The 26,491-nt window shown below is 64.4% G+C and carries 23 protein-coding genes; 4 read left to right on the plus strand and 19 right to left on the minus strand.

The genetic code is table 11. The annotated features are described in order from the left end of the window. Positions 1-62: 62 nt before the first annotated feature. The 12 genes from trxA to HV823_RS02390 form a co-directional block, all read right to left on the minus strand. Positions 63-386 (minus strand): thioredoxin, encoded by a 324-nt coding sequence (trxA, locus tag HV823_RS02335; protein ID WP_176948128.1) that lies wholly within the window; start codon positions 384-386, stop codon positions 63-65. A 75-nt stretch (positions 387-461) separates the two neighbouring features. Continuing rightward, positions 462-4,013 (minus strand): double-strand break repair helicase AddA, encoded by a 3,552-nt coding sequence (addA, locus tag HV823_RS02340; protein WP_176948129.1) that lies wholly within the window; start codon positions 4,011-4,013, stop codon positions 462-464. Then, complete coding sequence (addB, locus tag HV823_RS02345) at positions 4,006-7,200, minus strand: double-strand break repair protein AddB (RefSeq protein ID WP_176948130.1); 3,195 nt, start codon at positions 7,198-7,200, stop codon at positions 4,006-4,008. Before addB ends, addA begins: the two co-directional genes overlap by 8 nt. Further along, a complete protein-coding gene (locus HV823_RS02350) occupies positions 7,197-7,928 on the minus strand; it encodes a nucleotidyltransferase family protein (RefSeq protein ID WP_176948131.1) in 732 nt (243 codons plus the stop codon). The genes addB and HV823_RS02350 overlap by 4 nt, the downstream gene beginning before the upstream one ends. 13 nt (positions 7,929-7,941) lie before the next feature. Continuing rightward, positions 7,942-9,444 (minus strand): tRNA (adenosine(37)-N6)-threonylcarbamoyltransferase complex ATPase subunit type 1 TsaE, encoded by a 1,503-nt coding sequence (gene tsaE / locus HV823_RS02355; protein ID WP_176948132.1) that lies wholly within the window; start codon positions 9,442-9,444, stop codon positions 7,942-7,944. Positions 9,445-9,448: 4 nt separating this feature from the next. Then, on the minus strand, positions 9,449-11,995 hold the full coding sequence (locus HV823_RS02360) for an ATP-binding protein (protein ID WP_176948133.1): 2,547 nt from the start codon (positions 11,993-11,995) through the stop codon (positions 9,449-9,451). Between the two features lie 288 nt (positions 11,996-12,283). Continuing rightward, positions 12,284-13,684, minus strand: a complete 1,401-nt coding sequence (ahcY, locus tag HV823_RS02365; protein WP_176948134.1) for an adenosylhomocysteinase — start codon at positions 13,682-13,684, stop codon at positions 12,284-12,286. A gap of 183 nt (positions 13,685-13,867) precedes the next feature. Then, positions 13,868-14,140, minus strand: a complete 273-nt coding sequence (locus HV823_RS02370; RefSeq protein WP_097138035.1) for an HPr family phosphocarrier protein — start codon at positions 14,138-14,140, stop codon at positions 13,868-13,870. Positions 14,141-14,169: 29 nt separating this feature from the next. Continuing rightward, positions 14,170-14,571: a PTS sugar transporter subunit IIA gene (locus HV823_RS02375; RefSeq protein ID WP_097137572.1), complete on the minus strand. Its 402-nt coding sequence runs from the start codon at positions 14,569-14,571 to the stop codon at positions 14,170-14,172. A gap of 149 nt (positions 14,572-14,720) precedes the next feature. Further along, complete coding sequence (locus HV823_RS02380; protein WP_176948135.1) at positions 14,721-15,176, minus strand: HPr kinase/phosphorylase; 456 nt, start codon at positions 15,174-15,176, stop codon at positions 14,721-14,723. Further along, complete coding sequence (locus HV823_RS02385; protein WP_425487627.1) at positions 15,173-16,906, minus strand: stimulus-sensing domain-containing protein; 1,734 nt, start codon at positions 16,904-16,906, stop codon at positions 15,173-15,175. The genes HV823_RS02380 and HV823_RS02385 overlap by 4 nt, the downstream gene beginning before the upstream one ends. Positions 16,907-17,100: 194 nt before the next feature. Further along, a complete protein-coding gene (locus tag HV823_RS02390) occupies positions 17,101-17,826 on the minus strand; it encodes a response regulator transcription factor (protein WP_210270681.1) in 726 nt (241 codons plus the stop codon). A gap of 329 nt (positions 17,827-18,155) precedes the next feature. Between HV823_RS02390 and HV823_RS02395 the strand changes: the two genes are divergently transcribed. The 4 genes from HV823_RS02395 (at position 18,156) to HV823_RS02410 (ending at position 21,630) form a co-directional block, all read left to right on the plus strand. Then, the gene (locus HV823_RS02395) at positions 18,156-19,766 is read left to right on the plus strand and encodes a phosphoenolpyruvate carboxykinase (RefSeq protein ID WP_176948138.1); all 1,611 of its coding nucleotides are present in this window, start codon (positions 18,156-18,158) and stop codon (positions 19,764-19,766) included. A 169-nt stretch (positions 19,767-19,935) separates the two neighbouring features. Further along, positions 19,936-20,370: an alternative ribosome rescue aminoacyl-tRNA hydrolase ArfB gene (arfB, locus tag HV823_RS02400; protein WP_176948139.1), complete on the plus strand. Its 435-nt coding sequence runs from the start codon at positions 19,936-19,938 to the stop codon at positions 20,368-20,370. Positions 20,371-20,477: 107 nt separating this feature from the next. Further along, entirely contained in the window at positions 20,478-20,993 is a 516-nt protein-coding gene (gene lysM, locus HV823_RS02405) for a peptidoglycan-binding protein LysM (RefSeq protein ID WP_176948140.1), read from the plus strand. A gap of 19 nt (positions 20,994-21,012) precedes the next feature. Next, on the plus strand, positions 21,013-21,630 hold the full coding sequence (locus HV823_RS02410) for an alpha-ketoglutarate-dependent dioxygenase AlkB family protein (protein ID WP_176948141.1): 618 nt from the start codon (positions 21,013-21,015) through the stop codon (positions 21,628-21,630). Between the two features lie 84 nt (positions 21,631-21,714). Here HV823_RS02410 and coaA read toward each other — a convergent pair whose 3' ends face one another. From coaA to hisB, 7 genes are all read right to left on the minus strand, one after another. Then, complete coding sequence (gene coaA, locus HV823_RS02415; RefSeq protein ID WP_176948187.1) at positions 21,715-22,689, minus strand: type I pantothenate kinase; 975 nt, start codon at positions 22,687-22,689, stop codon at positions 21,715-21,717. Positions 22,690-22,709: 20 nt separating this feature from the next. Continuing rightward, positions 22,710-23,030, minus strand: a complete 321-nt coding sequence (locus HV823_RS02420; RefSeq protein ID WP_176948142.1) for a phosphoribosyl-ATP diphosphatase — start codon at positions 23,028-23,030, stop codon at positions 22,710-22,712. A 21-nt stretch (positions 23,031-23,051) separates the two neighbouring features. Next, the gene (hisF, locus tag HV823_RS02425) at positions 23,052-23,828 is read right to left on the minus strand and encodes an imidazole glycerol phosphate synthase subunit HisF (protein WP_176948143.1); all 777 of its coding nucleotides are present in this window, start codon (positions 23,826-23,828) and stop codon (positions 23,052-23,054) included. Between the two features lie 106 nt (positions 23,829-23,934). Then, positions 23,935-24,678 carry a 1-(5-phosphoribosyl)-5-[(5-phosphoribosylamino)methylideneamino]imidazole-4-carboxamide isomerase gene (hisA, locus tag HV823_RS02430; protein ID WP_176948144.1) on the minus strand — a complete coding sequence of 248 codons (744 nt, stop codon included), beginning with the start codon at positions 24,676-24,678 and terminating at the stop codon, positions 23,935-23,937. A 29-nt stretch (positions 24,679-24,707) separates the two neighbouring features. Continuing rightward, entirely contained in the window at positions 24,708-25,358 is a 651-nt protein-coding gene (gene hisH, locus HV823_RS02435) for an imidazole glycerol phosphate synthase subunit HisH (RefSeq protein ID WP_176948145.1), read from the minus strand. A gap of 2 nt (positions 25,359-25,360) precedes the next feature. Then, complete coding sequence (locus HV823_RS02440; RefSeq protein WP_176948146.1) at positions 25,361-25,834, minus strand: DUF2628 domain-containing protein; 474 nt, start codon at positions 25,832-25,834, stop codon at positions 25,361-25,363. A 26-nt stretch (positions 25,835-25,860) separates the two neighbouring features. Continuing rightward, positions 25,861-26,454 carry an imidazoleglycerol-phosphate dehydratase HisB gene (gene hisB, locus HV823_RS02445; RefSeq protein ID WP_176948147.1) on the minus strand — a complete coding sequence of 198 codons (594 nt, stop codon included), beginning with the start codon at positions 26,452-26,454 and terminating at the stop codon, positions 25,861-25,863. Positions 26,455-26,491 lie beyond the last annotated feature (37 nt).

Genomic DNA, 26,491 nt, shown 5'->3' on the forward strand with positions numbered 1-26,491 from the left:
AAAAATCGGCAAAAAAAGACCCGGATGAACCGGGTCCTTTCGTTCACGAGGTCAGCAGCAGTTTAGGCGGCTGCGGACGAAATCCAGGACGACAGGGCCGTCTTCGGGGCAGCGCCGACCTTGATGTCGGCAACTTCGCCGCCCTTGAAGACTGCAAGCGTCGGAATCGAGCGGACGCCGAACTGGGCGGCAAGCTCGGGATTCTCGTCGATATTGAGTTTGGCAACCTTCACCTTGCCGGCGAGCTCGGCGGAGATTTCCTCCAGTGCCGGGGCGATCATCTTGCACGGACCGCACCATTCGGCCCAGAAATCCACCACCACCGGTTCGGCGGAGTTGAGGACTTCGGCCTGGAAGTTGGAATTGTCGACTTTCACGGTAGCCATCAGGGGCTGCTCCTTGGCGAATTGAGGTTGCACTTTATGTGATGCACGGCAGGCGCCATTTCAATGGATGGTATCTCACTTTGTCGCAAGCTGGGCAAGGCTTCCCGCCATAGCTTCCTCATCGAGCCAGTAGGCCACCGGCGTTTCCGTATAGACCAGTCCGCACCGGATCGGTCGACCGGGATAGAGCGGGCCGAGGATGGCGCGGTAGATCGCAAGCTGTGCGACGTGCTCGAAGGCAATGTCGCTGCTGGTTCTTGGCGGCTGCCGGTTCGTCTTGAAATCGACGATCTCCACATGGCCTTCCGTGACCACCATGCGGTCGATGCGGCCGGAGACGGCATAGTCTGTCCGCCCCAGCGTCAAGGTGCCCATGATTGATACTTCGGCGCGGGCACGGGGCGAGAAGATCGCGTCAAGCGACGCCTCGCCCATGATCGCAATGACGGCGGCGAGAAGCCGCTCGCGTTCCGGTCCGGTCCAGTGGCGGGTTGCCCGCTCGAGATAGCGTTGAGCTGCGCCGCGCCGCTCCGGTGGGGGAAACGCCGGCAGAACTTGCAGAAGGCGGTGCAGGATCTTCCCGCGCTCCAGCGAGCGGCCGCTTCCCGTCGGAACGTGCGAGGCAAATAGCGCCGATCCCACCATCAGGTCGGATTGCGACGTGTCGATTACGGCCGCAGCGCCCGATGGGCTGAGCGGACGGGGCAACTGCCGTTGCGGCGGAAGTGGCCGGCCGAGTGCCGCCGGCAGTGGCGCGGCAAGATCGGAAACCTCTGCCGGAGCATCCTGGGCCGTGCCGGCGCGTGCGCCGGCCTCGCGCCAGGCAAGGCCGTTCCAGCTGTCTGATCCTGCCGAAAACGTCGTCTCGGCGCTGCGCTCGTCGCTGGAAAGGCTGTCGCGCACCATCTCGTGCCACGTGCCCTTCGTCTCCTTCCTACCACGATAGCCGCAAACGACCAGACGATCGGCAGCCCGCGTCATGGCAACGTAGAGCAGCCGGCGATACTCCTCTTCCGCCTGTATCCGCAGGCGCGCGGCATCGGCATCGCTCAGCGCGTTGCCGAGCCCTTTCGTCGGCAGCCACGCAGGCAGGCCGTCGCCGCCGTCGAGGCTGGAGAGAAGGCGGAGCTTCGGCACATGCGTGTGCGTGAACGGGGCGCCGCCGCCATCGACGAGGAAGACCACCGGTGCCTCCAGGCCCTTCGCGGCATGTACAGTCATGATGCGGACCTCGTTGCGGCCCTTGTCCTGCTCGCGCTTGACCGTCGGTGCCTCAAGCTCGAGCGTCGAGATGAACGCCTGTAGGCCCGGCAGGCCGTTTTCTTCCTGCTCCAGCGCGAAGGAAAGGAACTCGTCAATGATTTCGCCCGCCTCCTGCCCGAGCCGGGCGAGGAAGGCGGCACGTCCGCCGAGCATGCCGATCACGCGCGCATAGAAGTCGTGAACCGGGAGATCGCGGGCAAGCCCGGCAAGGGCCTCGAGCCGCCGCACCAACGGGGCCACCAGCAGATCATCCTGCGCCTGCAGGCGCAGATGCTCCCAAAGCCCGGTCTTCTCGGGCCGCCGGGCGGAAAGTTCGAAGAGCATGTCTTCGGACATCCCAAACAGCGGGCTCTTCAAAAGCGCTGCAAGCGAAAGGTCGTCGGCCGGCAGCAGGGCAAACCGCCCGAGCGCCACAAGGTCCTGGACGGCGATGTGCCCGGTCAGCACGAGCCGGTCGGCACCGCCGACGGGAATGCCGTGCGGTTGCTTCAGCGCCCGGGTCAGTGCGTTGACGAAAGCATCGCGCTTCCTGACCAGAACGATCACGTCGCCGGGGCGCATCGGGCGAACGACGCCCTTCTCCGTCACCGTCTCTCGGCCGATCCAGTCCGCGAGCGTATCGGCAATGCGGCGCGCAAGGACGTTGACCGGCGCCTTTTCCGGGACCGCGTCGAACGGTGCAATCCAGTCCTGCTCGTCGACCGTCTCGGTCGGGACGATCACATCCCAGAGATCGACAACGCCCGGGTCATGCCCGCGGTTCGACACATGCACGATATCGTCATTCGCCGGCGAAAGGCCTCTGGCGTTTTCGGGAATCGAGAACACGCGATCCACGGCGGAGAGGACGTCACGGGCGGAGCGGAAGGAAAGCAGCAGCCGGATCGTCTCGAATATCGCTCCGGCCTCGGTCGCCCGGCGTCGCGTCGCTCTTCCTTCTTCCGCGAAGCGCTCGGGTCGCGCGCCCTGGAACGAATAGATCGACTGCTTTTCGTCACCGACGGAAAAGACGGTCCGAGCGGCATTCCTGGCCGAGAATCCGGCAAAGAAATCCCCGGTCAGCGCCCCGATGATTTGCCATTGGCGCGGGCTTGTGTCCTGCGCCTCATCCACCAGCACGTGGTCGATGCCCTGGTCCAGCTTGTAGTGAATCCAGGCGCCCGCGTCGCTCCGGGTCAAAAGATTCGCTGCGCGATCGATCAGGTCGTCGAAGTCAAGCAGGCTGTGGCCACGCTTGAGATCCTCGTAGTCGCCGATCAGCCTTTCGGCGATGACAAGCGCCGCCCGCGTCGCCTCGAACATGCGAAACCGGCAAAGCCTGTCCTCGCAGGCAACGACATGAGCCTGAAGGTCAACGAAGAAAGTGGCGAAGGCCGGATCGCTGTCCTTGATCTTCTTCGACAGGAAGGCGCGATCGAGGCTGGCGGGCCCTCCGGTTTTGTTGAAGAAGACTGCGCACAGCGACTGGCGCCGCTCTTCCGCCGCGGCAAGATCGGGCACGGTGGAGAGGCCGGCGGCGTTCCCTTTGACCGTGTCCGAGCCGATCTGCAGCGCGGTCTCCAGATAGCGGCGGAAAAGGGCAGCGTCGAAGCCGGGCGGCGGCCAGAAGGCCTCGGTCAGGCTCTGAGCATCTTCTTCCGGCCCGAAGCCCAGCCGAGCCCGTAGCAGCGCGGTCGTTCCGCCATGGTCGGCCGCTTCCTCGATGAAGGTGCGGAGCGCCCCGCGATTGGCGACGATATCGCCGATTAGCCTGTCGAGGCCGGTATCGTCGGCAATGTCGAGCACTGTTGCAAAGGCCGAAGCCAGATCCCCGTCGTCCTCGGCCGATGTGGCGGTGAGAAGCGATCTGCGCGCATCGGCCAGCAGCACCGCTGCCGCGCGGTCGTCGAGGACAGAGAAATGGCCGGCTACGTTCGCTTCCAACGGAAACTGATGGAGCAGCGCTTCGCAGAAGGCGTGGATCGTCTGGATCTTCAGGCCGCCCGGCGTTTCCAGCGCCCGCGCAAACAGCCGGCGGGCTTCCTGCAGCTTGATCCGGTCCGGTTGCGCGCCCTCGATCTGGGCGACGCGCCGGGCTAGATCTTCGTCGGGCAGAACGGCCCATTCGGCCAGGCGCTCGAAGACGCGGTTCGACATTTCCGACGCCGCGGCCTTGGTATAGGTCAGGCAGAGGATCGCCGACGGCCGGCAGCCAGCCAGCAGCAGTCGGATCACACGCTGGGTGAGCACATGCGTCTTGCCGGAGCCCGCATTGGCCGAAACCCAGGCCGATCCGGACGGATCGGATGCCATCGACTGCTTGCGGCTGGTCCAGCTGAGCCATGCGCCCGGATCGTCGGACGACGGCCGGTCGTCTTCAACCATCGTCTTCTCCTTCCCCGCCTTCCGCCGTCGACCACTCCGCGACGCGGGCCAGATGGTCGTATTCCCCGCCGAAATCCCGCTCCGCTTCCGGTATTACGCGGGAGGCAAAGCCGTAACGCCCGGCCAGAAGCTGGGTGAGAAGCTTTTCCAGCTCCGCCAGCGCCTCGTCGGCCAGGTCATCCGCCGACTTCGGATGGGAGTTCGCCCGCGGCGCCGAGTGCTCGTTGTTGACGATCTCGTCATTGAAGCGCTCGCCCGGCTTCAGCCGTACATAGAGCAGATCGCCGGCTGGCGTCGCCTGAAGGCGGCGGAACGCACCGCGCTTCAAGGCCGCGGCCTCGAGTGCCAGCTGCGGATCGAGAAGGGCGCGGGCGATCTTCGGCGAGGGCGAACTGCCGGTCTTGTAGTCGATCAGGTCCGCCCGACCGTCGGCGCGAAGGTCGATGCGATCAGCGACGCCGGTGAGCCGCATGCCCGCAATCGAAAGGTCGAGGGAAGCCGGTACTTCCGTCAACGTTTTTTCGACGCTCAGCGTCCGCCGGCCGTCCCAGTTCAGGAAGGCCTGCGCGACGCCCCGGAACCGCGGACGCCAGACGGCATCGATATGGACCGGCAGAGCCATCAGGTCGAATTCCTCCTCGGTTATCCGGCTCATCAGTTGCGCGTCCATCGCGCCCGCGGCTTTCTCGCGGACATAGCGGTCGACGATCCTGTGATAGAGCGTGCCACGTTCGGCCGCGCCGGGATCGACGTTGAACGGCGCGATCGGGTGCAGCCGCAGGATCCGCCGCGCATAGATTGCGTAAGGGTCGCGCCGGAGGCGTCCGACCTCGCTGAAGGAGTAGCTGCGGGGCTGAAGGTCCGCAGGCGGCCGGGGTTCCGGTCGCCTGGCAGAAGGTTGCGTCGGCCGCTGGTCCAGAAGCGATCCCCAGTGCACCAGGTCAGATCCGCGGCCTCGCAACTCGTCCGCCAGCGTCGGACCGCCGATCGCCAGCAAGCGCTGCAGCCAGCGCGAGGGAACGGTGGGCGACGTGCCGCTGCGCATCGCTCGCGTCAGCACCACCCGCTTTGCGGCGCACGCCATCTGGAAATCGTGCGCCAGTTGGCCAATGCGCCGCTCCGGCGGCTCCAGGCCGATATTCGCCTTCATGACCCGCGAAAGGAATGCATCGTTCGTCGTCTGGCCCGGCCAGGAACCTTCGTTGAGCCCGCCGATCACCATCGTATCGACGCTCTGCAGGCGCGATTCCAGCGCGCCGAAGATGAAGACCCGCGGGTGCCGCATCGAGCGCGGCTTCACCGTCTCGCTCGCGCCCAGCGCTTCGAGCGCGTCGCACCATTGCCCCCCGTCGGCGTCCAATTGTCCCTCGGCCTCCATCACGCCTTTCAACAGGGTAGCGAGCCCTTCGCCGGCCTCGCCCGACCAAAGGCTTGCGAGATTGCCGCGTTCGTCGATCGCAGCGGCCTCGAGTGCCCGGCCCGTGCGCTCGGCCCAGTCGGAGAAGGGGAGTGCGGTGGTGAAGCGCCGCCCCGTGCGGCCGTGGCGCACCATGACGCCTGCAAGCGGTTCTGCAGCCGCGGAGATCCGGCGGGCAAGATCGCGCGCCTTGCCCACCGCATCTTCCGCAATTGCCGCCCGCCATTCCGGCGGCTTCCTGTCGGAGGCATGGCGGACGATGGCGGCGTCCAGCAGAGGTTCCAATGCGCAAATGTCGACCTCGGCCGTTCCGCCGCGTAGGGCAAAAAGTTCGAGCGTTGAGGCCGCAGCCGTCTTGTCTTCGCTCGACAGCCCGAAGCGGGCCAGTGGGTGTTTCAGCAGGGACACCAGCGCGACCGGGTCGCCGGGCCGCAGTGTCGCTTCCAGCAGAAGACGCATCAGCGTGCCCTGAGCGGTGGAAAGAAGCGGCGTGCCCGCGGAATCGTCGGCCTCGATCCCGAAGCGGGCGAGTTCTGCGGTGACGCGGCGGGCGAGCTTGCGATCGGGCGTAATCAGCGCCGCCTGGCTGTCGGCCCCGCCCTCGAGCGCAAGGCGAAGGGCAATCGCAATCGCAGTAGCCTCCTCGCGCTCGTTCCCTGTCTCGACCAGCGACACGTTGGCGAAGGCATCGCGAAGGGAACGCGCGTCCGTGGTCTGGCGCTGATGCTCCCAGCCCGCCGTGGCGTGCACGGGCAAAAGCGCGCGGGAGAGAACACGCGCCCGTTCGGCCAGTTCGGGCTGCGGCGTGCCGAGTTCCGCCACCTCGGCCCGTTCGATGCCGAGACGCTCCAGCAGCCGCTTGAGACCGTACTGGGGATGGCTGCGGTTGGAAGCGTCGCGCGAGGGTTCGCCGGATAATGGATCATGCGTGATCAGCTGCCACTCCTCGCTGGACATCGAGAAGTCAAGGCCCGGCAGCACGATAACGCCGCCCGCAACGCCGGCCACGGCTTCGATCAGCCTGGCGGTAGCGGGGATGGAGCCGGTGGAGCCGGCGATGATCACCGGGTCCGGCGGCGGCGATGCCACATAGCGCTCCGCTTCCGCGTGCAAGGTGGCGTTTCGCCGGATCGAAGGGGAGGAGCGGTTCAGTTCCTCAAGTCGCGCCGGCCAGAATTCGCTGGCGATCGTCAGGAAGGCGAGGGTCAGCTGCCACCACTGCGCATGGTCGGCCGCCTGGATGTTCTGCAGCGCCGCCCAGTCGCGTTCTTCCGTTTCCATCGCATCGATGAGGTCCGCCAGTTCGCGGGCGAGCCAGATTGCGTCGGCGGGGCTGGCGGGTGCGACGAGCGGGCTCTCGGCGTGAACTGCGGTGATCGCCGCCGGCAGGCTGTTGCGCCAGGCGAGCACGAGCCGTGCAAGTTCCAGCAACCGCGCCGGCCCGCCGAGCGGCTCGGCCATATCGAGCGCGACCGGGGCGGCCTCGTCGAAGAAGCCGCTGTCGTCGTCGGTCTCGCCTAGAGGGCGAATGACAGGCAGGATGGCGGAGCGGCCGCCGAGGAGATCGACGAATTCGGAGCGCAGCGTGCGCGCCGAACGACGGGTTGGTACGTAGATCGTGACGTCGGCAAGCGACAACGGATCGTCGGCATCGTAGCGGAAGCCGGGCACGAGCGAGCCGTCGCAAAGGTGCCGCGCCAGCGTGCGAAGGAATGGCAGACCGGGATGGATCGAGAAGACGTTTCCGGCGCCGTCCGGCCGCGCGGTCATGCCGCCCCTGCCTGCCCGCCGACCACGGCTTCCGCCTCGGAGATGGCTTCGGGCGTTCCGACCGTGATCCACTGGCCGTCGAGAACGAGCCCGAAGAGCCGACCGGCCGCAATTGCACGGTCGAAGTAGATGTTCAGGTTGAAGGCGTCGTCCGGCGCGTCTTGCAGAAGTGCCGGCATCATGGCAATCGCTCCGGCATAGACGACTGGTTGCCCGCGGTGGGGATCGTGGCGTTTCAGGCGTCCGTCGCCATCCATCGAGAAGTCGTTTCGGCCGTTATGACCGGTCGTGTCTTCCAGCCGGACGCAGAGCATCGCCATGTCCATCTGCTCGGGATCAAAGAAGGTGGAAAGCCGTCGCAGGTTGCTCTGCTCGCCGGGCTTTTCCCCCACCCAGAAAAGGTCCGCGTTTAGAACGAATACGGGTTCGGCCCCCAGCAGCTTCAGCCCCTTCGCCAGCCCGCCGCCGGAATTCATCAACGCTTCCGTCTCGTCGGATATCAGGATCTGCGGACGCGCGCGGCGGGACAGATGCGCGATCATCTGATCGGCAAAATGATGGACGTTCACCACCGCCTTCGTGACCCCCGCCGCTTCCAGGGCGTCGAGACCGTAGTCGATCATCGGCTTGCCGGCGATCCGAACCAGCGGCTTTGGCATGGTGTTCGTGACGGGCCTAAGGCGCGTCCCGAGCCCGGCCGCGAGCACCATGGCGTTTTCGATCTTCATCGGGGCATCCGTCCTATGATTCGTCGGACAGGATTCCAGCCTTTCCACACCATTCGCGCAAGGGGGCGAGGCGCGGATGCGAGAGCGCCATGCGCAGGTTTTCGAGCGTGCGCGGCATATGTTTCATATAGGCCGGCTTGCCGTCGCGCTGCATCAGTCGCACCCAGATGCCGACGAGCTTGCAATTGCGCTGCGCTGCCATGACGTGCCAGGCGGCCATGAAGGCGTTGCGATCGAAGCCCGAACCTTGCGTTTCCCGCAGGCCAAGATAGTGCTCCAGCATCTGCGAAGCCAGTTCCGGTGGCACGTCGACGCGCGCATCCTGCACAAGCGAAGCGACATCGTAGGCGGTCGGCCCGATCATCGCATCCTGGAAATCGATGATGCCGACGCAATCGATCCCGCTTGCCTGCGGACGCCAGATGATGTTGGGCGAATGGAAATCGCGAAGAAGCAGGTTCCTTTCCGCCGTTTCGAGCCCGGCGACGAGATCACTCCAGATCCCTCTGTAGGCATCGCGCGTCGCCGTGTCTGCCGCAGCACCGGTCTTCCAGGGAAGGTACCAGTCGGTGAGCAGGCTGACCTCGATCTGCATCGCGTCGAGGTCGAAGTCGGGAATGCGGTAGTCGCTTCCGTCGCCGACCGGAATCGTCTCCTGTACTGGCTGCCGGTGCAACTCGGCGAGTGTGGCCACGCTTTCCAGATAGCGCTCCGCAATGGGGCGCCCCTCTGCGTCAAGTACGCCGTCATGCCCCAGATCCTCGATCAGCAGGATGCCGCGGTCGAGGTCCTTTTCGAACACGGCGGGGGCCGCAAGGCCGCGCGCGCCGAGATGCGCCGCAACGGCGACGAAGGGGCGGACGTCCTCCGCTATATGCGCGATCTGCTGGTAATACTTGCCATGGGCGAGGATCGGCCCCGGCGTGTGTCGCGGCGAATCCATCAGGACGTAGCGCTGGCCGCCCGCATAGACATGCTCGTAGGCGCGGATCGAAGCATCGCCCGTCAGGTGCCGGCGCCGGGCGTCTGCTAAGCCGGCGCCTGCAAGAAAGGCGCGGATTTCCAGCGTGCGGCGCACGCGTGCGGCCAGCGGTTCAGGCCCGTCGATTTCCACCAGCCTTCCGTCGCCGTGATGCAGGAAACGCAGGGTCAGCCGTTGCGCAGGCAGCGCGTCTTCCGCCCGCTCCGGCCATTCGACCAGACAGACGCCGTCCTCAAGCGCTTCCTCCAGCCCCAGTTCGTCCAGTTCGGCCGCATCGGCAACGCGGTATAGGTCGAAATGTGCGATTGGTATCCGCAGCGCGTAGCTCTGAACCAGCGTGAAGGTCGGGCTCGGCACTTCCATGAACTCGTCGTCGGCCATGGCACGGATCAGCGCGCGGGCGAAGGTGGACTTGCCGGCGCCGAGATCTCCGGACAGGGCGATCAGGTCGCCCGGCCGGACGGCGCGCGCCATGTCTTCGCCGAAGCGGATCGTTTCGGCTTCGTCGGCGAGGTGGACCGTGGCGACGGACATTGACTTATTCCGCCGCGGCGATGGCCGGCAGCGAAGCCCCGGGAATGCGGCAGGTGACGCGCGTCCCTTCGCCTTCGCGGCTGTCGATCGTCACGGTGCCGCTGTGCAGGCTGACGAAGCTCTCGACGATGGAGAGCCCGAGCCCCGCGCCGCCGCGTCGGCCATGGCTCTCGAAACGGTTGAAAACGGTGCGCAGCACATCCTGCGGGATGCCGGGGCCGCTGTCTGAGACGCTGAAGACGAAATCGCGTTCCTCGCGCCAGCATTTCAGCTCGATCGCCGTGCCTTCGGGTGCGAAGTTCGCCGCATTTGCGAGGAGCTTGATGAGGATCTGCTTCAGGCGCTGGTGATCGGCGACGATCGTGCCAAGCGACGGCGGCGCCACGATATCCAGCGAGACGTGGTTGTCCTTCAGCCGTTCGGCGAACTCCATTGAAACGTCGTCGAGCAGATCGGCGAGGCTCACTTCCGACAGGTCAAGTTCCATGATCCCGGCATCGACGGTCGCAAGGTCCAGAATGTCATTGACGATGGTCAGAAGGACTGCCGAAGAGGTGGCGATGTGGTCGACATATTCCGCCTGCCGCTCGCTCAATGATCCCATCGACGGCGTCTTGAGCAGGTCGGCGAAGCCGATGATGTTGGTCAGCGGCGAGCGCAGTTCATAGGAAACGTGCTGAACGAAGTCGTTTTTCAGTGCGTCGGCCTTGCGCAGCGCATCGTTCTTCTCCGTCAGGGCCCGCTCGACGCGCACGCTGTCGGTGATGTTGACGAAGGTCAGCATCGTCTGGGCGTTGGAAAGCGGTGTGACGGCGAAATCGAGCACGAGGCCGGTGTGAAGCTCCAGAACGCCGCGATAAGAGGGGCGCTCGTCGTCGAAGCTGGTGATGATCTGGCCGAACCGCTTCCAGCCGTCCGCCCCGTCATAGGACGGTGCGCAAACCTGTTCGATCGCGCGGATATGCGTGCCCGGCTCGACTTGGGCTTCGGTGATACCCCAAAGCGCGCGGAACGCGGGATTGGACAGGCGTATCCGCCCGTCCGGACCGAACACGGCGACCCCTTCCGAGAGGTGGTCGATGGTTTCGCCCTGCACCTGCAGCAACGTGTTGTAGCGCGTTTCGAGGTCGACCTTTTCCGTCAGGTTCTCGAATACCCAGGTGGCGCCGCCCTGGGGCCTCGCGGTGGCGAACACGCGCAGCGTCTGGCCGTTGGGCAAGTGCCAGAGATCGGACTGCGTGTCGATCGCGCGATAGACCGAAAGGGCATTTTCCTTCCACTGGCGCCAGTTGAGCTGCTCCGGCAGCTTTGCGGCCGCCCGTAGCCGGTCGAGCATCTCGCCGTGATCGGGGTGCCTCTCAAGGAAGGCGGTATCAAGGTCCCACAGGCTCTGGAAAGCCTGGTTGTAGAATTGCAGCCGCTGCGTCCCGTCGAAGATCGCGACGGGGGTGGCGAGATGGTCCAGCGTTTCGGCGTGGCTCTTCAGCGTGCGCTGGAGCTCTTCGCGGACAGCCTCCGTCTCCGATACGTCGAGGGCGATCCCGGCAGAACCGGAAGCGCAAAGGGCATCCACGACCTCGAAGAAATTGCGCCTGCCTTGCACAACGGTGGAGACCTTGTCGCGGAAGGGCGTGTCGAAGGTGCTGACCGCGCGGATCTTTTCGCGGGTCACTGCCGGCAGAAGTTCGCGATTTTCGCGAACGGCCTCCTGAGCGTCTCGCGCCTCGACGGCCTCGCCATAAGCCGTGTTGGCCCAGACGAGTGCCCCTTCACGGGAGCGCTGCCAGACGGGCAGGTCGATCGTATCGAGCAGGTTCTGGAAGACGGTAAGCGACTGTTCGAGGCGATCGCGCTCAAGCTGCAGCTCCGCCACCTCGCGGCGCAGATTGTTGAGGGCGACGAAGCGGACGAAAGCCTGACCGCCCGAAACGCGGCCCTGTACCTCGACGATTTCGTTGCGGCCGGTCTCCACGACAAGGTCGAAGCTTTGCGCCTGGGAGCGCAACGTTTCGATCGCGCGCTCGGCTTCGGCGGCTGACGCCGGTTTCAGCCAGCGGCCGAGAGCCAGAAATTCAGAGTCGGCGGCGGGGGCGCCGGTCTCCGGCGGAAGCTGGCCCAGCACTTCCGGTCGCTGGGACAGGCCGTCCCAGACGATAATGCGCCGGTTCTTGTCGCTGATCAGCGCCTGCAGACGGGCATTGCGGTGCTTGGCATCGGAAACGGTGGCGCGCAGTCCGCCGATCTCCTCTTCGAGCCGGCCACGCTGGCGGATCATCCAGATGGCGGAAAACAGGGCGGCCGAGACGACGCCGAGGAGTACGGAAAACGTGATGACTTCGGAAGAGCCGAGCAATCGCGCCGCGGCTTCCTGCTGTGCATGCGCAGGAACGGCAAAGGCGGAAAGCGCAGAGCCGGCTGCCAGCGCCCTGAGCCGCCATGCGTGGTTTCCGATCGCCGACAGGCGGGTGACGCAGGCCGTCCTGATCTGCGTGGCAAGTCTTGTGGACGCGTCTGCGCCCGGCCCAAAGAGGCCTCGTTTTCGTTCCGACATCATCCCCGGTATGTCTCCGTCCGTTTGCCGCCTGATCGACAAGACATCCCCGATCCGACGCCTCCGCGTGGCCTCACCCCAAGGGGAAGCCAGGCGGCTGAAGCGGGATCATAGCGGGCGCACACGTCGCTTGTGACGTGCGGCGCACCGGCTCCGCATCTCAGCGTCGAATCAACAACATAACCATACTTCCATCCAGAATCTCCGGGAAGCCGCGCTGGCAAAAAAGAAACCGCCGCCCTGTCAAGGCGGCGGCACACAACATATTGTGGATAAGTCGGGTAACGATTAGTAGCGATAGTGCTCGGCCTTGTAAGGACCCTGCTGCGTCACGCCGATATAGGCGGCCTGCTCGCCGGAAAGTTCCGTCAGCCTGGCGCCCAGCTTGGCAAGATGCAGCCGCGCGACCTTCTCGTCGAGCTGTTTGGGCAGGACGTAGACCTCGTTGTTGTACTTGCCGGTGTTGGCGAACAGCTCGATCTGCGCCAGTACCTGGTTGGAGAACGAGGCGGACATGACAAAGGAGGGGTGGCCGGTAGCATTGCCGAGGTTCAGCAGGCGGCCCTCCGACAGAAGGATGATCCGGTTGCCCTTCGGCAGTTCGATCATGTCGACCTGCGGCTTGATATTGGTCCACTTCATGTTGCGAAGGGACGCGACCTGGATCTCGTTGTCGAAGTGGCCGATGTTGCCGACGATCGCCATGTCCTTCATCTCGCGCATGTGCTCGATGCGGATGACGTCCTTGTTGCCGGTCGTGGTGATGAAGATGTCGGCGCTGCCGACCACGTCTTCCAATTGCACGACCTCGAAACCGTCCATTGCCGCCTGCAGCGCGCAGATCGGATCGATTTCGGTGACCTTGACGCGGGCGCCGGCACCGCGCAGCGAGGCAGCCGATCCCTTGCCGACGTCGCCATAGCCGCAGACCACGGCGACCTTGCCCGCCATCATCACGTCGGTGCCGCGGCGAATACCGTCGACGAGCGATTCCTTGCAGCCGTACTTGTTGTCGAACTTCGACTTGGTGACGCTGTCGTTGACGTTGATCGCGGGGAAGGGCAGCAGGCCCTTCTGCTGCAGCTGGTAGAGGCGGTTGACGCCGGTGGTCGTCTCTTCCGTCACGCCCTTGATGGCGTCGCGCTGCTTGGTGAACCAGCCGGGCGAGGCCTTCAGTCGCTTCTTGATCTGCGCAAAGAGGATCTCTTCCTCTTCGGAGCCTGGATTGGAAAGCACGTCCTCGCCGGCTTCGGCGCGTGCGCCGAGCAGGATATACATCGTCGCGTCGCCGCCGTCGTCGAGGATCATGTTGGACAGGCCGCCATCGGCCCACTGGAAGATCTGGTCGGTGTAGGTCCAGTATTCCTCAAGCGTTTCGCCCTTGACCGCATAGACCGGGATGCCGGCAGCGGCGATCGCGGCAGCGGCGTGGTCCTGGGTGGAAAAGATGTTGCACGAGGCCCAGCGCACTTCGGCACCGAGCGCCACCAGGGTCTCGATCAGGACTGCGGTCTGGATGGTCATGTGCAGCGAGCCGGTGATGCGCGCGCCCTTGAGCGGCTTTGCCGCGCCGAATTCTTCCCGGCAGGCCATCAGGCCCGGCATTTCGGTTTCTGCGATCGCAATTTCTTTGCGTCCGAAGTCGGCCAGGCCGATATCGGCGACGATGTAGTCCTTGGTGTTGCTCATGCGGGTCTCCAGACTGAATTGGTCCTGTTGCGGCGCACGGAGGCGCCGGCCGCATCGGGTGCGCGGCCGCGGAGAAGGGGCGGAATGCGCCCGCTCGTAGCTGCGCGCATGCTTATCAGGATTTGTGGGGACAGGCAACACGCATATAAAGAGGTCTTTATATCTTTATATCGGCTGAAAGCGTTACATTTCCTCGCCGAAGCGGTTGGCAACGAGTGCCTCCAGCGCCGAAACCACTTCGGCGGCCTGCAGGCCGGTGGCACTGACGTGAACGGAGCATCCCGGGCTGGCGGCCAGCATCATCAGGCCCATGATCGACGTGCCGCCGACGGTCATGCCGTCCTTGGAGACGGTCACCTCGGCGTCGTAGCCGTCGACGGTCTGCACGAATTTCGCCGAGGCACGGGCATGGAGGCCGCGCTTGTTGATGATGAGGAGTTCTTTCGTGACGGACATGGTCGAACCGTGAGTGGAGTGGGCGTCGTTCACTTGCCGCTGAGGACGCGGCTTGCGACGTTGATGTATTTCCGTCCCGCTTCGGACGCCTCCAGAAGCGCGCGTTCCATGTTTCCGTCATTGCGCACGCCGGCAAGCTTGATCAGCATCGGCAGGTTCACCCCGGCGATGACTTCGACCGAGCCGCTGCTCATCACGGATATGGCGAGGTTGGACGGCGTGCCGCCGAACATGTCGGTCAGGATGATGACGCCCTGACCGCGATCCGCACGCTGCGCCGCTTCGAGAACATCCTGCCGGCGCTGGTCCATGTCGTCTTCAGGGCCGATGCAAACGGTTTCGATCGCCTCTTGCGGCCCCACGACATGTTCAAGTGCCAGGCGGAACTCTTCCGCCAGCTTGCCGTGGGTGACAAGCACCAGTCCGATCATATGCACCGCTCCAATTGCCCAAATTATCGGCAGCCGTACATACCGCACTGCGAAAAAGACGTCCACCGTTGGGGAGGTCATCTTGTCGATGAATAGGCCGAGCGCAAGTTAAAAATGCCCCGGACCCGGCAATTCGCGACGCGTGCATGTCAATTTTGCGCGAGAATGGGCAACAAATGCAGCAATCTCTCGAAGCAGTCGAACCCGTCGTCGATAGGCAGGCGAGTGAGGGGGAGGCGTTGTCCGGGCATCAGTTCGTACTCCTCCCCTTCGGGCGCGAGACGCTCCGAAAACGGCGGCCGGACGAGGCCGATCGCATGCGATAGGATGGCGCCGGAGATGCTCGGAACGCTGACGATCGCAGCCCCGCGCACCTCGGCAAGGCCGGCAATGGTGGAAGGGTGGCGGGCGATGACGGAGGTGTCTGCGAGCGACACCATGACCTGGTCGTCGGCGACGAGCGCGGAAAAGAGGCCGCGCGAGCCGGCCCTGCCGATGCAGTGCAATGCGGCGGCCGTCTTCCCTGAGCCTGAAGGGCCGACGAATATGAGTCCTGTTGTACCGATGACGATCGCCGTGCCGTGGACGTTGACTGTCCGGCTCATTTACCGCGGCCCGCTGGCAGTGAGAGGATGAAGCGCGCACCCTTGATCTCACCGGTGCCGCGGTCGACGATGTTTTCGGCCTTCAGCGTACCGCCGTGCGCTTCGGCGATCTGCCGCGAGATCGACAGGCCGAGGCCGGAATTCTGCCCGAAGCCCTCGCTCGCCGGGCGGTCGGTGTAGAAGCGCTCGAAGATGCGGTCGATATCCTCGGCCTGGATGCCCGGACCGTTGTCCTCGATGCGCACGATACGGCGGCCGTTGCGCCCGTTCGAAAGCCGCACGACGATCCGCCCGCCCTGATCGGGAACGAAGGAGCGCGCGTTCTCGATCAGGTTCGTGATGATCTGGCCGATGCGCAGCTCGTAGCCGCTAATGTCGAAGCGCGCCTTCGGGTTGTCGTTGCGATCGACGACGAAGTCGAGGATGACGGGCTTCTTGTTGCTGCGCACCTGGCGCGAAATGTCGACGAGGTCGCCCAGCAGCTTTTCGAGATCCACCGTCTTGGCGTCGCTACGAGCCAGTTCTGCATCGAGGCGCGAGGCGTCGGAGATGTCGCTGATGAGGCGGTCGAGGCGGCGGACGTCGTGCTGGATGACATCCATCAGGCGCTTCTTTGACTCTTCGGTGCGCGCCAGCGGCAGCGTCTCGACGGCACTGCGCAGCGACGTGAGCGGATTTTTCAGTTCGTGGCTGACGTCGGCGGCAAAGCTCTCGATCGCGTCAATGCGGTCGTACAGCGCAGTCGTCATCTCGCGGATGGCGACCGAGAGATTGCCGATCTCGTCCTGCCGCGACGAGAAATCGGGAATTTCCTCGCGCTCCTTGGCGCCGCCGCGGCGGACGCGGATCGCTGCCGCCGACAGACGACGCAGCGGATTGGCGATGGTGCTGGAAAGAAGCAGCGACAGGAACACGTTGCCGAGTGCCGCCACGCCGAAGACACGCATGATCGCAAGGCGCTCGGCGTGAACGATCTTGTCGATGTCGCCGGCCTGCGTCGAAAGCAGCAGCACGCCGAGCACGGCGCGGAAGCGCTGGACGGGGACGGCGACCGAAACGATCAGCTCGCCCTTGTCGGTGACGCGCACGACGGCGCCGCGAACGCCGGTCAGCGCGTTCATAACCTCGGGGTAGATGGAACCGTCGCCGCCAGGTGCTTCCTTGTACTCGGGGAGATTGCCCGGCTGCAGCACCCGGTTGAACCACGCGCTGAACCGGTCAAAGAACGAGCTTTCCTCCGGTTCCATCGGCGGCAGGTCGAAACGCAGCACCTGTCCCTGGGTGTAGAGATGGCGCGAATCGAGCAGCAGGTTGGCGTCCGTGTCGTAGATGCGTGCCCGCACCCGCGCCGGCGAGATCAGTCGCCGCAGCACCGGGGCCACGCGCTCCGGATTGATCGGAAAGTCGAGATCCTCGTCGTTGGGAAGCGGTGTGATGCTCTGGCCGGCCTGCAGCTCAAGCAGCTTTTCCGGATCGACGGTGATCGAGTTGGTGTCGACGGATGCCGAAGCGGATATGGCGCCGGCGATGATTTCGCCCTGCGTCAGCAGGCTTTCGACGCGGGCATCTATCAGGCCCTCGCGGAACTGGTTGAGATAAAGAATGCCGGCGACCAGCACAACGAGCGCGACGAGATTGAAGAACAGGATCCGTCGCGTCAGGCTGGAGAAGACCGCATTGCCGAAAATGCGACGAATGAGCTTGAACGGATAGGTCCAGTAGGAACGCACGGGCCGCGGGTCCGGGCGGCCGTCCTGGTCGTCCAGCTCCTTGTCCAGCGAGTTTTGCGCTACTGCAGTCAATTCATTCGACCGGCCCCTGGCCGCCTCCATCCCGGCTGGGATGCCACCGCCGCCCATGCCGATGCAAGAAAATTCGAACCGTGACCGCGGCTTTCCGGCCTGTCGGCCCCTCTAGGTGGCGTTCAGGCCGATTCGCGGAACCGGTAGCCGACGCCGTAGAGCGTTTCGATCATGTCGAACTCGCCATCGACCATCTTGAACTTCTTGCGCAGCCGCTTGATGTGGCTGTCGATTGTGCGGTCGTCGACGTAGACCTGCTCGTCATAGGCGGCATCCATCAGTGAATCGCGGCTCTTGACGACGCCGGGCCGCTGCGCCAGCGCGTGCAGGATCAGGAACTCGGTCACCGTGAGCGTGACCGGCTCGCCCTTCCAGGTGCAGGTATGGCGCTCCTGGTCCATCACCAGCTGGCCGCGCTCCAGCGAGCGCGCCTGCGCGTCGCCCGGCTTTGCCGGAGTGACGACGCCTGCGGCTGCGGCCTCGCGGCTTGAGGCGCGCCGGAGCACCGCCTTGACCCGTTCGACCAGAAGCCGCTGGGAGAAGGGCTTGGTGATGAAGTCGTCCGCGCCCATCTTCAACCCGAAGAGCTCGTCGATTTCCTCGTCCTTGGACGTGAGAAAGATCACCGGCAGGTCGGACTTCTGCCGCAGCCGTCGCAGCAGCTCCATCCCGTCCATGCGTGGCATCTTGATGTCGAAGATCGCCAGTTGCGGCGGGCGGGCCAGCAGCCCGTCGAGCGCGGAGGCACCATCCGTGTAGGTTTCGACGCGGTAGCCCTCGGCCTCCAGTGCGATCGACACGGACGTCAGAATGTTCCTGTCGTCGTCCACTAGTGCGATCGTCTGCATCCTGCTCGTCTCCATCGTCATGTGCGCCTCACTGATTTGCTTAGGGGCCTGGCCCGGGCGATCGTTATGGTGCGCTTCCTTGGGGGTAAACGTGGAACAAATTGTGGCAATCGCTTCGGTGCGACAAGAGGTGCATGGAAAGATAGTCCGCACAGGGGCCATTTAAATCGATTTTCTAAACGATTTAAAAAGTCGTACATATTATTAAATCGATTAATATACTGATATCATTGACTTATTTTGAGTGACGGCTTGCCTTTCTCCGCGGCAAAGATTAGCTTGCAGTCAAATTCACTCTCTCCCCTTAAATCGCGAAGGAAAACTCGGCCATGAAGGAACTGGGCATTCGCAACCCCTCGTGCGGCCTCGATGCGATCGGTTTCAAGGATGTGGCGGCTGTCCGCTACAACCTTGCCGAAGAGGAACTGTACGATGAGGCGTTGGCTCGCGGCGAAGCCGTCAAGACTGCCCACGGCGCCTTGCGCGCCCTGACCGGACAGCACACCGGTCGCTCTCCGAAGGACAAGTTCGTCGTTCGGGATGAGAACACGACCGGCCAGATCTGGTGGGACAACAACAAGGAACTGTCGCCCGCGCATTTCGAGACGCTCAGGCAGGACATGCTGGCGCATGCCGCCGGCAAGGATCTGTTCGTCCAGGACCTGATCGGCGGCGCAGACAGCGAGTACGCCCTGCCGACGCGCGTCGTGACCGAGCTCGCCTGGCACTCGCTCTTCATTCGCAATCTGCTGATCCGCCCGGCGAAGGAAGCTCTTAATAGCTTCTTGCCGAAGCTGACCATCATCGACCTGCCCACCTTCAAGGCGGATCCGGCGCGTCACGGCGCCCGCACGGAAACGATGATCGCCTGCGACCTGACCAACGGCCTGATCCTGATCGCGGGAACGTTCTATGCCGGTGAGATGAAAAAGTCGGTCTTCACCGCGCTGAACTATATCCTGCCGGCGAAGAACGTCATGCCGATGCACTGCTCCGCCAATGTCGGGCCGGATGGCGATGCGGCAGTCTTCTTCGGCCTGTCGGGCACCGGGAAGACCACGCTCTCGGCCGATCCGACGCGTACGCTGATCGGCGACGACGAACACGGCTGGGGCGAGAACGGCATCTTCAACTTCGAAGGCGGCTGCTATGCCAAGACGATCCGTCTTTCGGCCGAGGCCGAGCCGGAGATCTATGCCACCACGCAGCGTTTCGGCACGGTTCTCGAAAATGTCGTGCTCGATGCCAACGGCGTGCCGGACTTCAACGACGGATCGCTGACGGAGAATACCCGTTGCGCCTATCCGCTGCACTTCATCCCGAATGCCAGCGAAACGGGTCGCTCCGGGCATCCCAAGACGATCATCATGCTCACCGCGGACGCGTTTGGCGTCATGCCGCCGATCGCACGTCTGACGCCTGATCAGGCCATGTACCACTTCCTGTCCGGCTACACCGCCAAGGTGGCTGGCACCGAGCGCGGCGTTACCGAACCCGAAGCGACCTTCTCCACCTGCTTCGGCGCCCCCTTCATGCCGCGCCACCCGACCGAGTACGGCAACCTGCTGAAGGCGCTCATCGCCGAGCATGGCGTCGACTGCTGGCTCGTCAACACCGGCTGGACGGGCGGTGCCTATGGCGAAGGCCGCCGCATGCCGATCAAGGCGACCCGCGCGCTGCTGGCCGCAGCACTCGACGGTTCGCTGAACGGCGCGCTCTTCCGCCGCGACGACAATTTCGGCTTCGAAGTTCCCGTCTCGGTGCCCGGCGTCGATACGAAGATCCTCGATCCGCGCTCGACCTGGGCGGACGGCTCGGCCTATGACCGCCAGGCTCGCAAGCTGGTCGACATGTTCGTCACGAACTTCGCCAAGTTCGAGGACCATGTCGACGGTGGCGTGCGTGACGCAGCACCCGGCATCCGGGTGGCCGCCGAATAAGACCGCCTGTCAGGCTCTGAAACCGAGCATGATTCACGTGAAACCCGGCTTTGGCCGGGTTTTTCGCATCTGCCCGCGGGAAGGATGCCGGTGGCCGCAATTGCCGCGCGCACGGGATTTCGCCACGGACCTGCATGCGCTATGCAGGAGGCCAATCGAGGAAATATCCGTGGCCAGCGACCCGCTTCATATCAAGGGATCCATTGTCATTGCCGGCTGGGAACTGACCGAGCAGTTCGTTCTGGCCGGCGGTCCCGGCGGCCAGAACGTGAACAAGGTTTCCACCGCCGTCCAGCTGTTCTTCGACCTGCGCAGTTCCCCCTCGCTCAATGACCGGATCAAGGCCAATGCCGCAGGCCTCGCCGGTCGCCGGCTATCGAAGGACGGCGTTCTGATGATCGAGGCCAACCGGTTCCGCAGCCAGGAGCGCAACCGGGAGGATGCGCGCGAGCGGCTGAAGGCGCTCATTCTCGAAGCGGCGGAACCGCCGCCGCCTCCGCGGAAAAAGACACGGCCCTCGAAGGGGGCGGTCGAGCGGCGGCTCAAGGAGAAAGCCGGGCGCTCCGGAGTGAAGAAGATGCGCGCCAAGCCGTCCGGAGATTGACGGCAGCGGCGAAAGACGCCTTGAAGAATGCCGGAAATGGCCTAGCTTTTCTCTGGTATTTTAGCAGTTGCGCTTCCGGCCGGCTGCCGGATTTTCAGGAGGAAGTGATGGGCCTATTCAGTTTTATCAAGAATGCGGGAAAAAAGCTCGGCATCGGCGGCGAGGAAGAGACGCCGAAGTCCGAGGACGTCAAGAAGGAACTCGATTCCTTCGCACTCGGCACGGACAAGGTCGAAGTCTCGGTTGACGGCGACAAGTGCGTTCTGAAGGGCGTAGTTGCTGACCAGAGCGTCTTCGAAAAGGTCGTGGTCGCCGTCGGCAATACGCTTGGCATCTCCAAGGTCGAAGCGGCGGAACTGAAGATCGTCCCGCCTGATTCCGGCCTGAAGCTCGCAGAGGCCGACATGACCGCCCTCGTCATGGCGGCGACACCGGCAAGGGAACCCGTGTTCCACACCGTCAAGAAGGGCGAGAACCTCTGGAAGATTGCCGAGGCCGCCTACGGCAAGGGCAAGGGCGCCAAGCACACCATCATCTTCGACGCCAACCGCCCGATGCTGAGCCATCCCGACAAGATCTATCCGGGACAGGTGTTGCGCATACCGGACCTCAGCGAAGCCTGACATCGGCACAAGGCAGGCAATGGCAGCGCACGCGTCTCTCTCCGGTTTCCGCTACCTGCCCGGCTATTTCGACCGGCCGGCGCAGGAGGCGCTCCTGGGGGAGATCCGTGCCGTTGCCGCCGCGGCACCGCTCTTCGTTCCGACCATGCCGAAGACCGGTCGGCCGATGTCCGTCCGCATGACGAATTGCGGTGATCTCGGCTGGGTAACGGATCGCGAGCGCGGCTATCGTTATCAGGACCGGCACCCGGTGAGCGGTGCCCCCTGGCCTGCCATCCCGGCGTCGCTGCTGCAGTTGTGGGGCGACGTGGCCGGCTATGCGAAGCCGCCGCAGGCCTGCCTGGTCAATTTCTACGACGGACAGGCAAAGATGGGCCTCCATCAGGACCGCGACGAGCGGAACTTCGAGGCGCCGGTCGTTTCCGTTTCGCTGGGGGACCAGTGCCTCTTTCGCATCGGCGGCACCGAGCGGGGCGATCCGACACGATCGCTGCGGCTTTCAAGCGGCGACGTGGTGGTTCTGGGCGGTGACAGTCGGCTCAGCTTCCATGGGGTGGACCGGATCTATCCGGGTACGTCCACGCTTCTGAAAGACGGCGGGCGCATCAACCTCACACTCCGTCGCGTCGAGCCATAAAGCACGTCGCACACAGGTGTGACGTGTCGCGTAAATCCTCTTTCACGCGAGACGTCTTGGCGTGCGCGACCGGCGGAAGGATGCTCAGATCTTGCGCAGGCCGACGGTTTCGACGAGGTGATTCTGGCCCTTCTGCAGGATGAGGTCGGCGCGCGGCCGGCTCGGCAGGATGTTCTGGCGCAGGTTCTTCAGGTTGGTGTTCTGCCAGAGCCCTTCGGCGATCGACAGCGCCTCTTCCTCGCTGACCTGCGAATAGCGGTTGAAGTAGGAATCCGGGTTCTTGAAGGCGGTCTCGCGCAGCCGCATGAAGCGCTCCACGTACCAGTTGTGGATCAGTGCCTCCTCGGCGTCGATGTAGATCGAGAAGTCGAAGAAGTCCGACACCATCGGCACCACCTTGCCGTCGGCCGGCAGGCTGCGCGATTGCAGCACGTTGATTCCCTCGAAGATCAGGATATCCGGCCGGTGGATGACCTGGAACTGGTCCGGCAGCACGTCGTAGGTCAGATGCGAGTAGGTCGGCGCCTTGACGTTCGGCTGCCCGGCCTTGATCGCCGACAGGAAGCGCAGCAGCGCTCCCATGTCGTAGCTTTCGGGAAAACCCTTGCGATCCATCATGTTTTCGCGCTTCAGCACCGCGTTCGGATGCAGGAAGCCGTCCGTGGTGACGAGATCGACCTTCGGGCTGGAGGGCCAGCGCGACAGCAGTTCGGCAAGGATGCGGGCGGTGGTCGATTTGCCGACCGCGACCGATCCGGCGATACCGATCACGAACGGCGTCTTCGATTCGTCCGACAGGCTCAGGAAGCGCTTGCGCTGCTGGAACAGCAGGTGCGACGACTCCACATGGGCGGAAAGCAGGCGAGACAGCGATAGGTAGATGCGCCGCACTTCGTCAAGGTCGATCGGGTCGTTCAGCGAACGCAGCCGCTGTACCTCGTCGGCCGTCAGCGTCAACGGCGTGTCGGCGCGGAACTGCGACCATTCCTCGGCGGAGAAGAAGCGGTAGGGCGAATAATGATGGTTGCCGTAGTCGTCGGGAATGTCCGCCCGATTCATGCCATGCAGAGGCTGCGTGATCATTTCGTCCGGCCCGCCTTCTCGGCGATGCCGGACTTGCCGGTCCGCCGCTCCAGTTCGTTCATGATGTCGGCAAGTTCGACGCCGCCGATCTTCAGGACCACCATCAGGTGATAAAGCAGGTCGGCGCTCTCGCTTACCAATGCGGTGCGGTCCCCCTCGATCGCCGCGATCACCGTTTCCACGGCCTCTTCGCCCAACTTCTTCGCCGCCTTCGGCTGGCCGGCGGCGACAAGCTTTGCCGTCCACGATTCGTCCGCAGACGCCGCCGCCCGCGTGGCGACGATGCGTTCCAGATCGGCAAGGGTGAATTCGCTCATCGGAGGTTCCTGTCCTGACGTTCAGTCGAGCCGCATGGCAATGCCGTGTTCGGCCATGTAGCGCTTGGCTTCGCCGACCGTGTAGGTGCCGAAGTGGAAGATCGAGGCGGCCAGCACCGCCGTCGCGTGCCCGTCGCGAATACCCTCGACCAGATGGTCGAGGTTGCCGACACCGCCCGAGGCGATCACCGGCACCGGGACGCGGTCGGCGATCGTGCGCGTCAAGGCGATGTCGTAGCCGCCCTTCTGGCCGTCGCGGTCCATCGATGTCAAAAGCAGTTCGCCGGCCCCGCGCTCGACCATCTTCTCGGCAAAGGCGACGGCATCGATGCCGGTAGCCTGCCGGCCGCCATGGGTGAAGATCTCCCAGCGGTCCGCCTCGCCCTCCTTCGACACCTTCTTGGAGTCGATCGAGACGACGATGCACTGGTTGCCGAACTTGTCTGCGGCCTCCGCCACGAAATCAGGGTTCTTTACCGCTGCAGAGTTGATCGAGACCTTGTCCGCACCGGCAAGGAGCAGCTTCCGGATATCGGCGACGGAACGGACGCCGCCGCCGACCGTCAGCGGCATGAAGCAGTGCTCGGCCGTGCGCGCGACGACGTCGAAGATCGTGTCGCGGTTGTCGGAGGAGGCGGTGATATCGAGAAAGCACAGCTCGTCGGCGCCAGCCGCATCATAGGCCCTGGCTGATTCCACCGGGTCGCCGGCGTCTACCAGATTGACGAAGCTGACGCCCTTGACGACGCGGCCGTCCTTGACGTCCAGGCAGGGGATGACGCGGGCCTTGAGGGTCAAATGACGGCCTCCTTCTTGTTTGCCTGCGCGTCCTCGCCGCAATGCGGCTGCGGGCGTCGCGGCATGTCCTTGGCGTCCAGGCAGGGGATGACGCGAGGCGTGAGGGTCATGCCGTCTTTCCTTTCGCCGCGCGGATCAGTGCCAGCGCTTCCTTTGGATCGATCCGGCCATCATAGAGCGCGCGGCCGGAGATCGCACCCTCGAGTTTGGCGGAATCGGGCTCGAGCATCCGCCGGATGTCCTCGATCGACGCAAGGCCGCCCGACGCGATGACGGGAATGGAGACGGCGTCGGCAAGCTCGAGCGTGGAGGCCCAGTTGATGCCGGTCAGGATGCCGTCACGGTCGATGTCGGTGTAGATGATCGCGGCGACACCGGCCCCCTCGAACTTCTTAGCAAGCTCGATCACGCCGAGTTCGGACGCCTCCGCCCAGCCCTCGACGGCGACCTTGCCGCCCTTGGCGTCGATGCCGACGGCGACCTTTCCGGGGAAGCGCTTGCAGGCCTCGATAACGAGCGCCGGATCGCGCACCGCGACCGTGCCGAGGATCACCCGCGCCAGACCGCGCGACAGCCAGTTCTCGATGTGGTCGAGCGTGCGGATGCCGCCACCGAGCTGCACCGGATTCTTCGTCGCCTTCAGGATCGCGTCAACGGCAGCGCCGTTGACCGTTTCGCCCGCAAACGCGCCGTTCAGGTCGACCACATGCAGCCACTCGAAGCCCTGCTCCTCGAAGGCGCGTGCTTGGGCGGCCGGATCGGGGTTGTAGACGGTCGCCTGGTCCATGTCGCCAAGCTTGAGGCGAACGCACTGGCCGTCCTTGAGGTCGATGGCGGGAAAGAGGATCATCTTGTCTTTGTCCGTTCGGTTGCGCGGGCTCAGGGCTTCCAGCGCAGGAAATTGGTGATCAGGGCCAGTCCGAGCGACTGGCTCTTTTCCGGATGGAACTGCGCGCCGGCCTTGTTGCCGCGGGCGACGAAGGCGGTCATCGCCCCGCCATAGTCGACCGTCGCGACCACGTCGTCCGGATTTTCGGCCTGCAGGTGGTAGGAATGGACGAAATAGGCGTGCAGGCCGCTATCGCCGGTGGGAATGCCCGAAAACAGCGGATGCTCGCGTTTCAGCGTCAGCGTATTCCAGCCAATCTGCGGAATCTTCAGGTTGGGATCGGCGGGTTTCATCAGCGTGACGTCGCCGGCAATCCAGTTCAGCCCTTCCGTCACCGTCTTCTCCAGCCCCCGCGACGACATCAGCTGCATGCCGACGCAGATGCCGAGGAAGGGGCGGCCGCCGAGTTCCACCGCTTCGCGAAGGGCGTCCGTCATGCCTTCGACGGCGTCCAGTCCGCGCCGGCAGTCGGCATAGGCCCCGACGCCGGGCAAAACGATGCGATCGGCGGTCGCCACGCGCTCGGGGCGGTCGGTAAGGTCGATCTCGGCGGAAATGCCCGCTTCACGCGCTGCACGTTCAAAAGCCTTGGTGGCGGAGCGCAGGTTGCCCGATCCGTAGTCGATGATTGCCACGCGCATGGTCATTCTCCGTCATAGCCGAGGAGGCCGAGCGCGGGAGGTCGGGCGGCTCCGGTTGTCTTGTCCGTCGGTGGCAGCAGGGCCGCAGCGGATGGGGTTTCCGTCGTCGGCACGTCGCTGAAGTAGAGCTGCTCGGCGGTTGCCAGATCGCGTGCCTGGACGGCTCTCCGCAGCGTCCAGTCGCGCGCCTCCAGCGCCCGCACGATCGCCTGCGGGCCTTCCAGGGCCGTCAGCAGGGAGACGGCGATGCCAAGGACCAGGCCGGCAAGCGCGAAATCCGGCATGCCGGAAAGGCTGGTGGCGGCGATCTGCAGCACGATCGCTACGACGCCCCAGAACCACAGCCGGTGCACGAACAGCCAGATGGCCGGAAAGAAGAAGGCGGTCCAGCGGAATCCGTCACGAATGAACGCTGCCTTCTCGGTCGCGGCTGGAGCGCCCGGCGGGGTCAGGATCAGGTAGCTCGCGGTGGTCACCGTGGTTTGTCCTGCCGGTCTGCCGGTCAGGCCAGCGAACCCTTCGTCGAGGGAATGCGGCCTTGCTGGCGGGGATCGATTTCGGTTGCCGTACGCAGCACCCGGGCGACGGATTTGAAGCAGGTCTCGGCGATATGATGGTTATTGGCGCCGTAGATATTCTGGATGTGCAGGGTGATACCGGCGTTCTGCGCCAGTGCCTGGAAGAATTCCCGCACCAGTTCTGTATCGAAGGTGCCGATCTTCGGCGCCGAGAACGCCACGTTCCAGACGAGGAAGGGCCGGCCGGAGACGTCGACGGCCGCCCGCGTCATTGTCTCGTCCATGGCGAGGTCGAGAGAGGCATAGCGGGTGATGCCGCGCCGGTCTCCCAGCGCCTTGGCGATGGCCTGGCCGATCGCGATCCCGGTATCCTCGACCGCATGGTGGTCGTCGACGTGCAGGTCGCCCGTCGTCTCGATCTCCATGTCGATCAGCGAATGGCGCGACAGCTGGTCCAGCATGTGGTCGAAGAAGCCGACGCCGGTCGAAATTTTCGAGGTGCCCGTGCCGTCGATGTCGACTGTCACGGAAACGGCCGTCTCGTTGGTCTTGCGGGAAATGCTGGCTGTGCGGCTCATGGACGTGCGTACCCTGGTATTCGCAGAAGGTCTTCGC

Source organism: Mycoplana rhizolycopersici (assembly GCF_013378445.1).
GTDB classification, from domain to species: domain Bacteria; phylum Pseudomonadota; class Alphaproteobacteria; order Rhizobiales; family Rhizobiaceae; genus Mycoplana; species Mycoplana rhizolycopersici.

Excerpts from the sequence above, each read along its gene's own strand:
- hisA (WP_176948144.1), bottom strand. The coding sequence starts at position 24,678 with ATGATCCTCTTTCCCGCCATCGACCTCAAGGACGGCCAGTGCGTTCGC.
- HV823_RS02395 (WP_176948138.1), top strand. The coding sequence starts at position 18,156 with ATGAAGGAACTGGGCATTCGCAACCCCTCGTGCGGCCTCGATGCGATC.
- coaA (WP_176948187.1), bottom strand. The coding sequence starts at position 22,689 with ATGAATCGGGCGGACATTCCCGACGACTACGGCAACCATCATTATTCG.
- HV823_RS02410 (WP_176948141.1), top strand. The coding sequence starts at position 21,013 with ATGGCAGCGCACGCGTCTCTCTCCGGTTTCCGCTACCTGCCCGGCTAT.
- ahcY (WP_176948134.1), bottom strand. The coding sequence starts at position 13,684 with ATGAGCAACACCAAGGACTACATCGTCGCCGATATCGGCCTGGCCGAC.
- lysM (WP_176948140.1), top strand. The coding sequence starts at position 20,478 with ATGGGCCTATTCAGTTTTATCAAGAATGCGGGAAAAAAGCTCGGCATC.
- HV823_RS02420 (WP_176948142.1), bottom strand. The coding sequence starts at position 23,030 with ATGAGCGAATTCACCCTTGCCGATCTGGAACGCATCGTCGCCACGCGG.
- HV823_RS02390 (WP_210270681.1), bottom strand. The coding sequence starts at position 17,826 with ATGCAGACGATCGCACTAGTGGACGACGACAGGAACATTCTGACGTCC.
- tsaE (WP_176948132.1), bottom strand. The coding sequence starts at position 9,444 with ATGTCCGTCGCCACGGTCCACCTCGCCGACGAAGCCGAAACGATCCGC.
- HV823_RS02375 (WP_097137572.1), bottom strand. The coding sequence starts at position 14,571 with ATGATCGGACTGGTGCTTGTCACCCACGGCAAGCTGGCGGAAGAGTTC.
- addB (WP_176948130.1), bottom strand. The coding sequence starts at position 7,200 with ATGACCGCGCGGCCGGACGGCGCCGGAAACGTCTTCTCGATCCATCCC.
- addA (WP_176948129.1), bottom strand. The coding sequence starts at position 4,013 with ATGGTTGAAGACGACCGGCCGTCGTCCGACGATCCGGGCGCATGGCTC.
- HV823_RS02350 (WP_176948131.1), bottom strand. The coding sequence starts at position 7,928 with ATGAAGATCGAAAACGCCATGGTGCTCGCGGCCGGGCTCGGGACGCGC.
- trxA (WP_176948128.1), bottom strand. The coding sequence starts at position 386 with ATGGCTACCGTGAAAGTCGACAATTCCAACTTCCAGGCCGAAGTCCTC.
- hisH (WP_176948145.1), bottom strand. The coding sequence starts at position 25,358 with ATGCGCGTGGCAATCATCGACTACGGATCGGGCAACCTGCGCTCCGCC.
- HV823_RS02360 (WP_176948133.1), bottom strand. The coding sequence starts at position 11,995 with ATGTCGGAACGAAAACGAGGCCTCTTTGGGCCGGGCGCAGACGCGTCC.
- HV823_RS02380 (WP_176948135.1), bottom strand. The coding sequence starts at position 15,176 with ATGAGCCGGACAGTCAACGTCCACGGCACGGCGATCGTCATCGGTACA.
- HV823_RS02370 (WP_097138035.1), bottom strand. The coding sequence starts at position 14,140 with ATGTCCGTCACGAAAGAACTCCTCATCATCAACAAGCGCGGCCTCCAT.
- hisB (WP_176948147.1), bottom strand. The coding sequence starts at position 26,454 with ATGAGCCGCACAGCCAGCATTTCCCGCAAGACCAACGAGACGGCCGTT.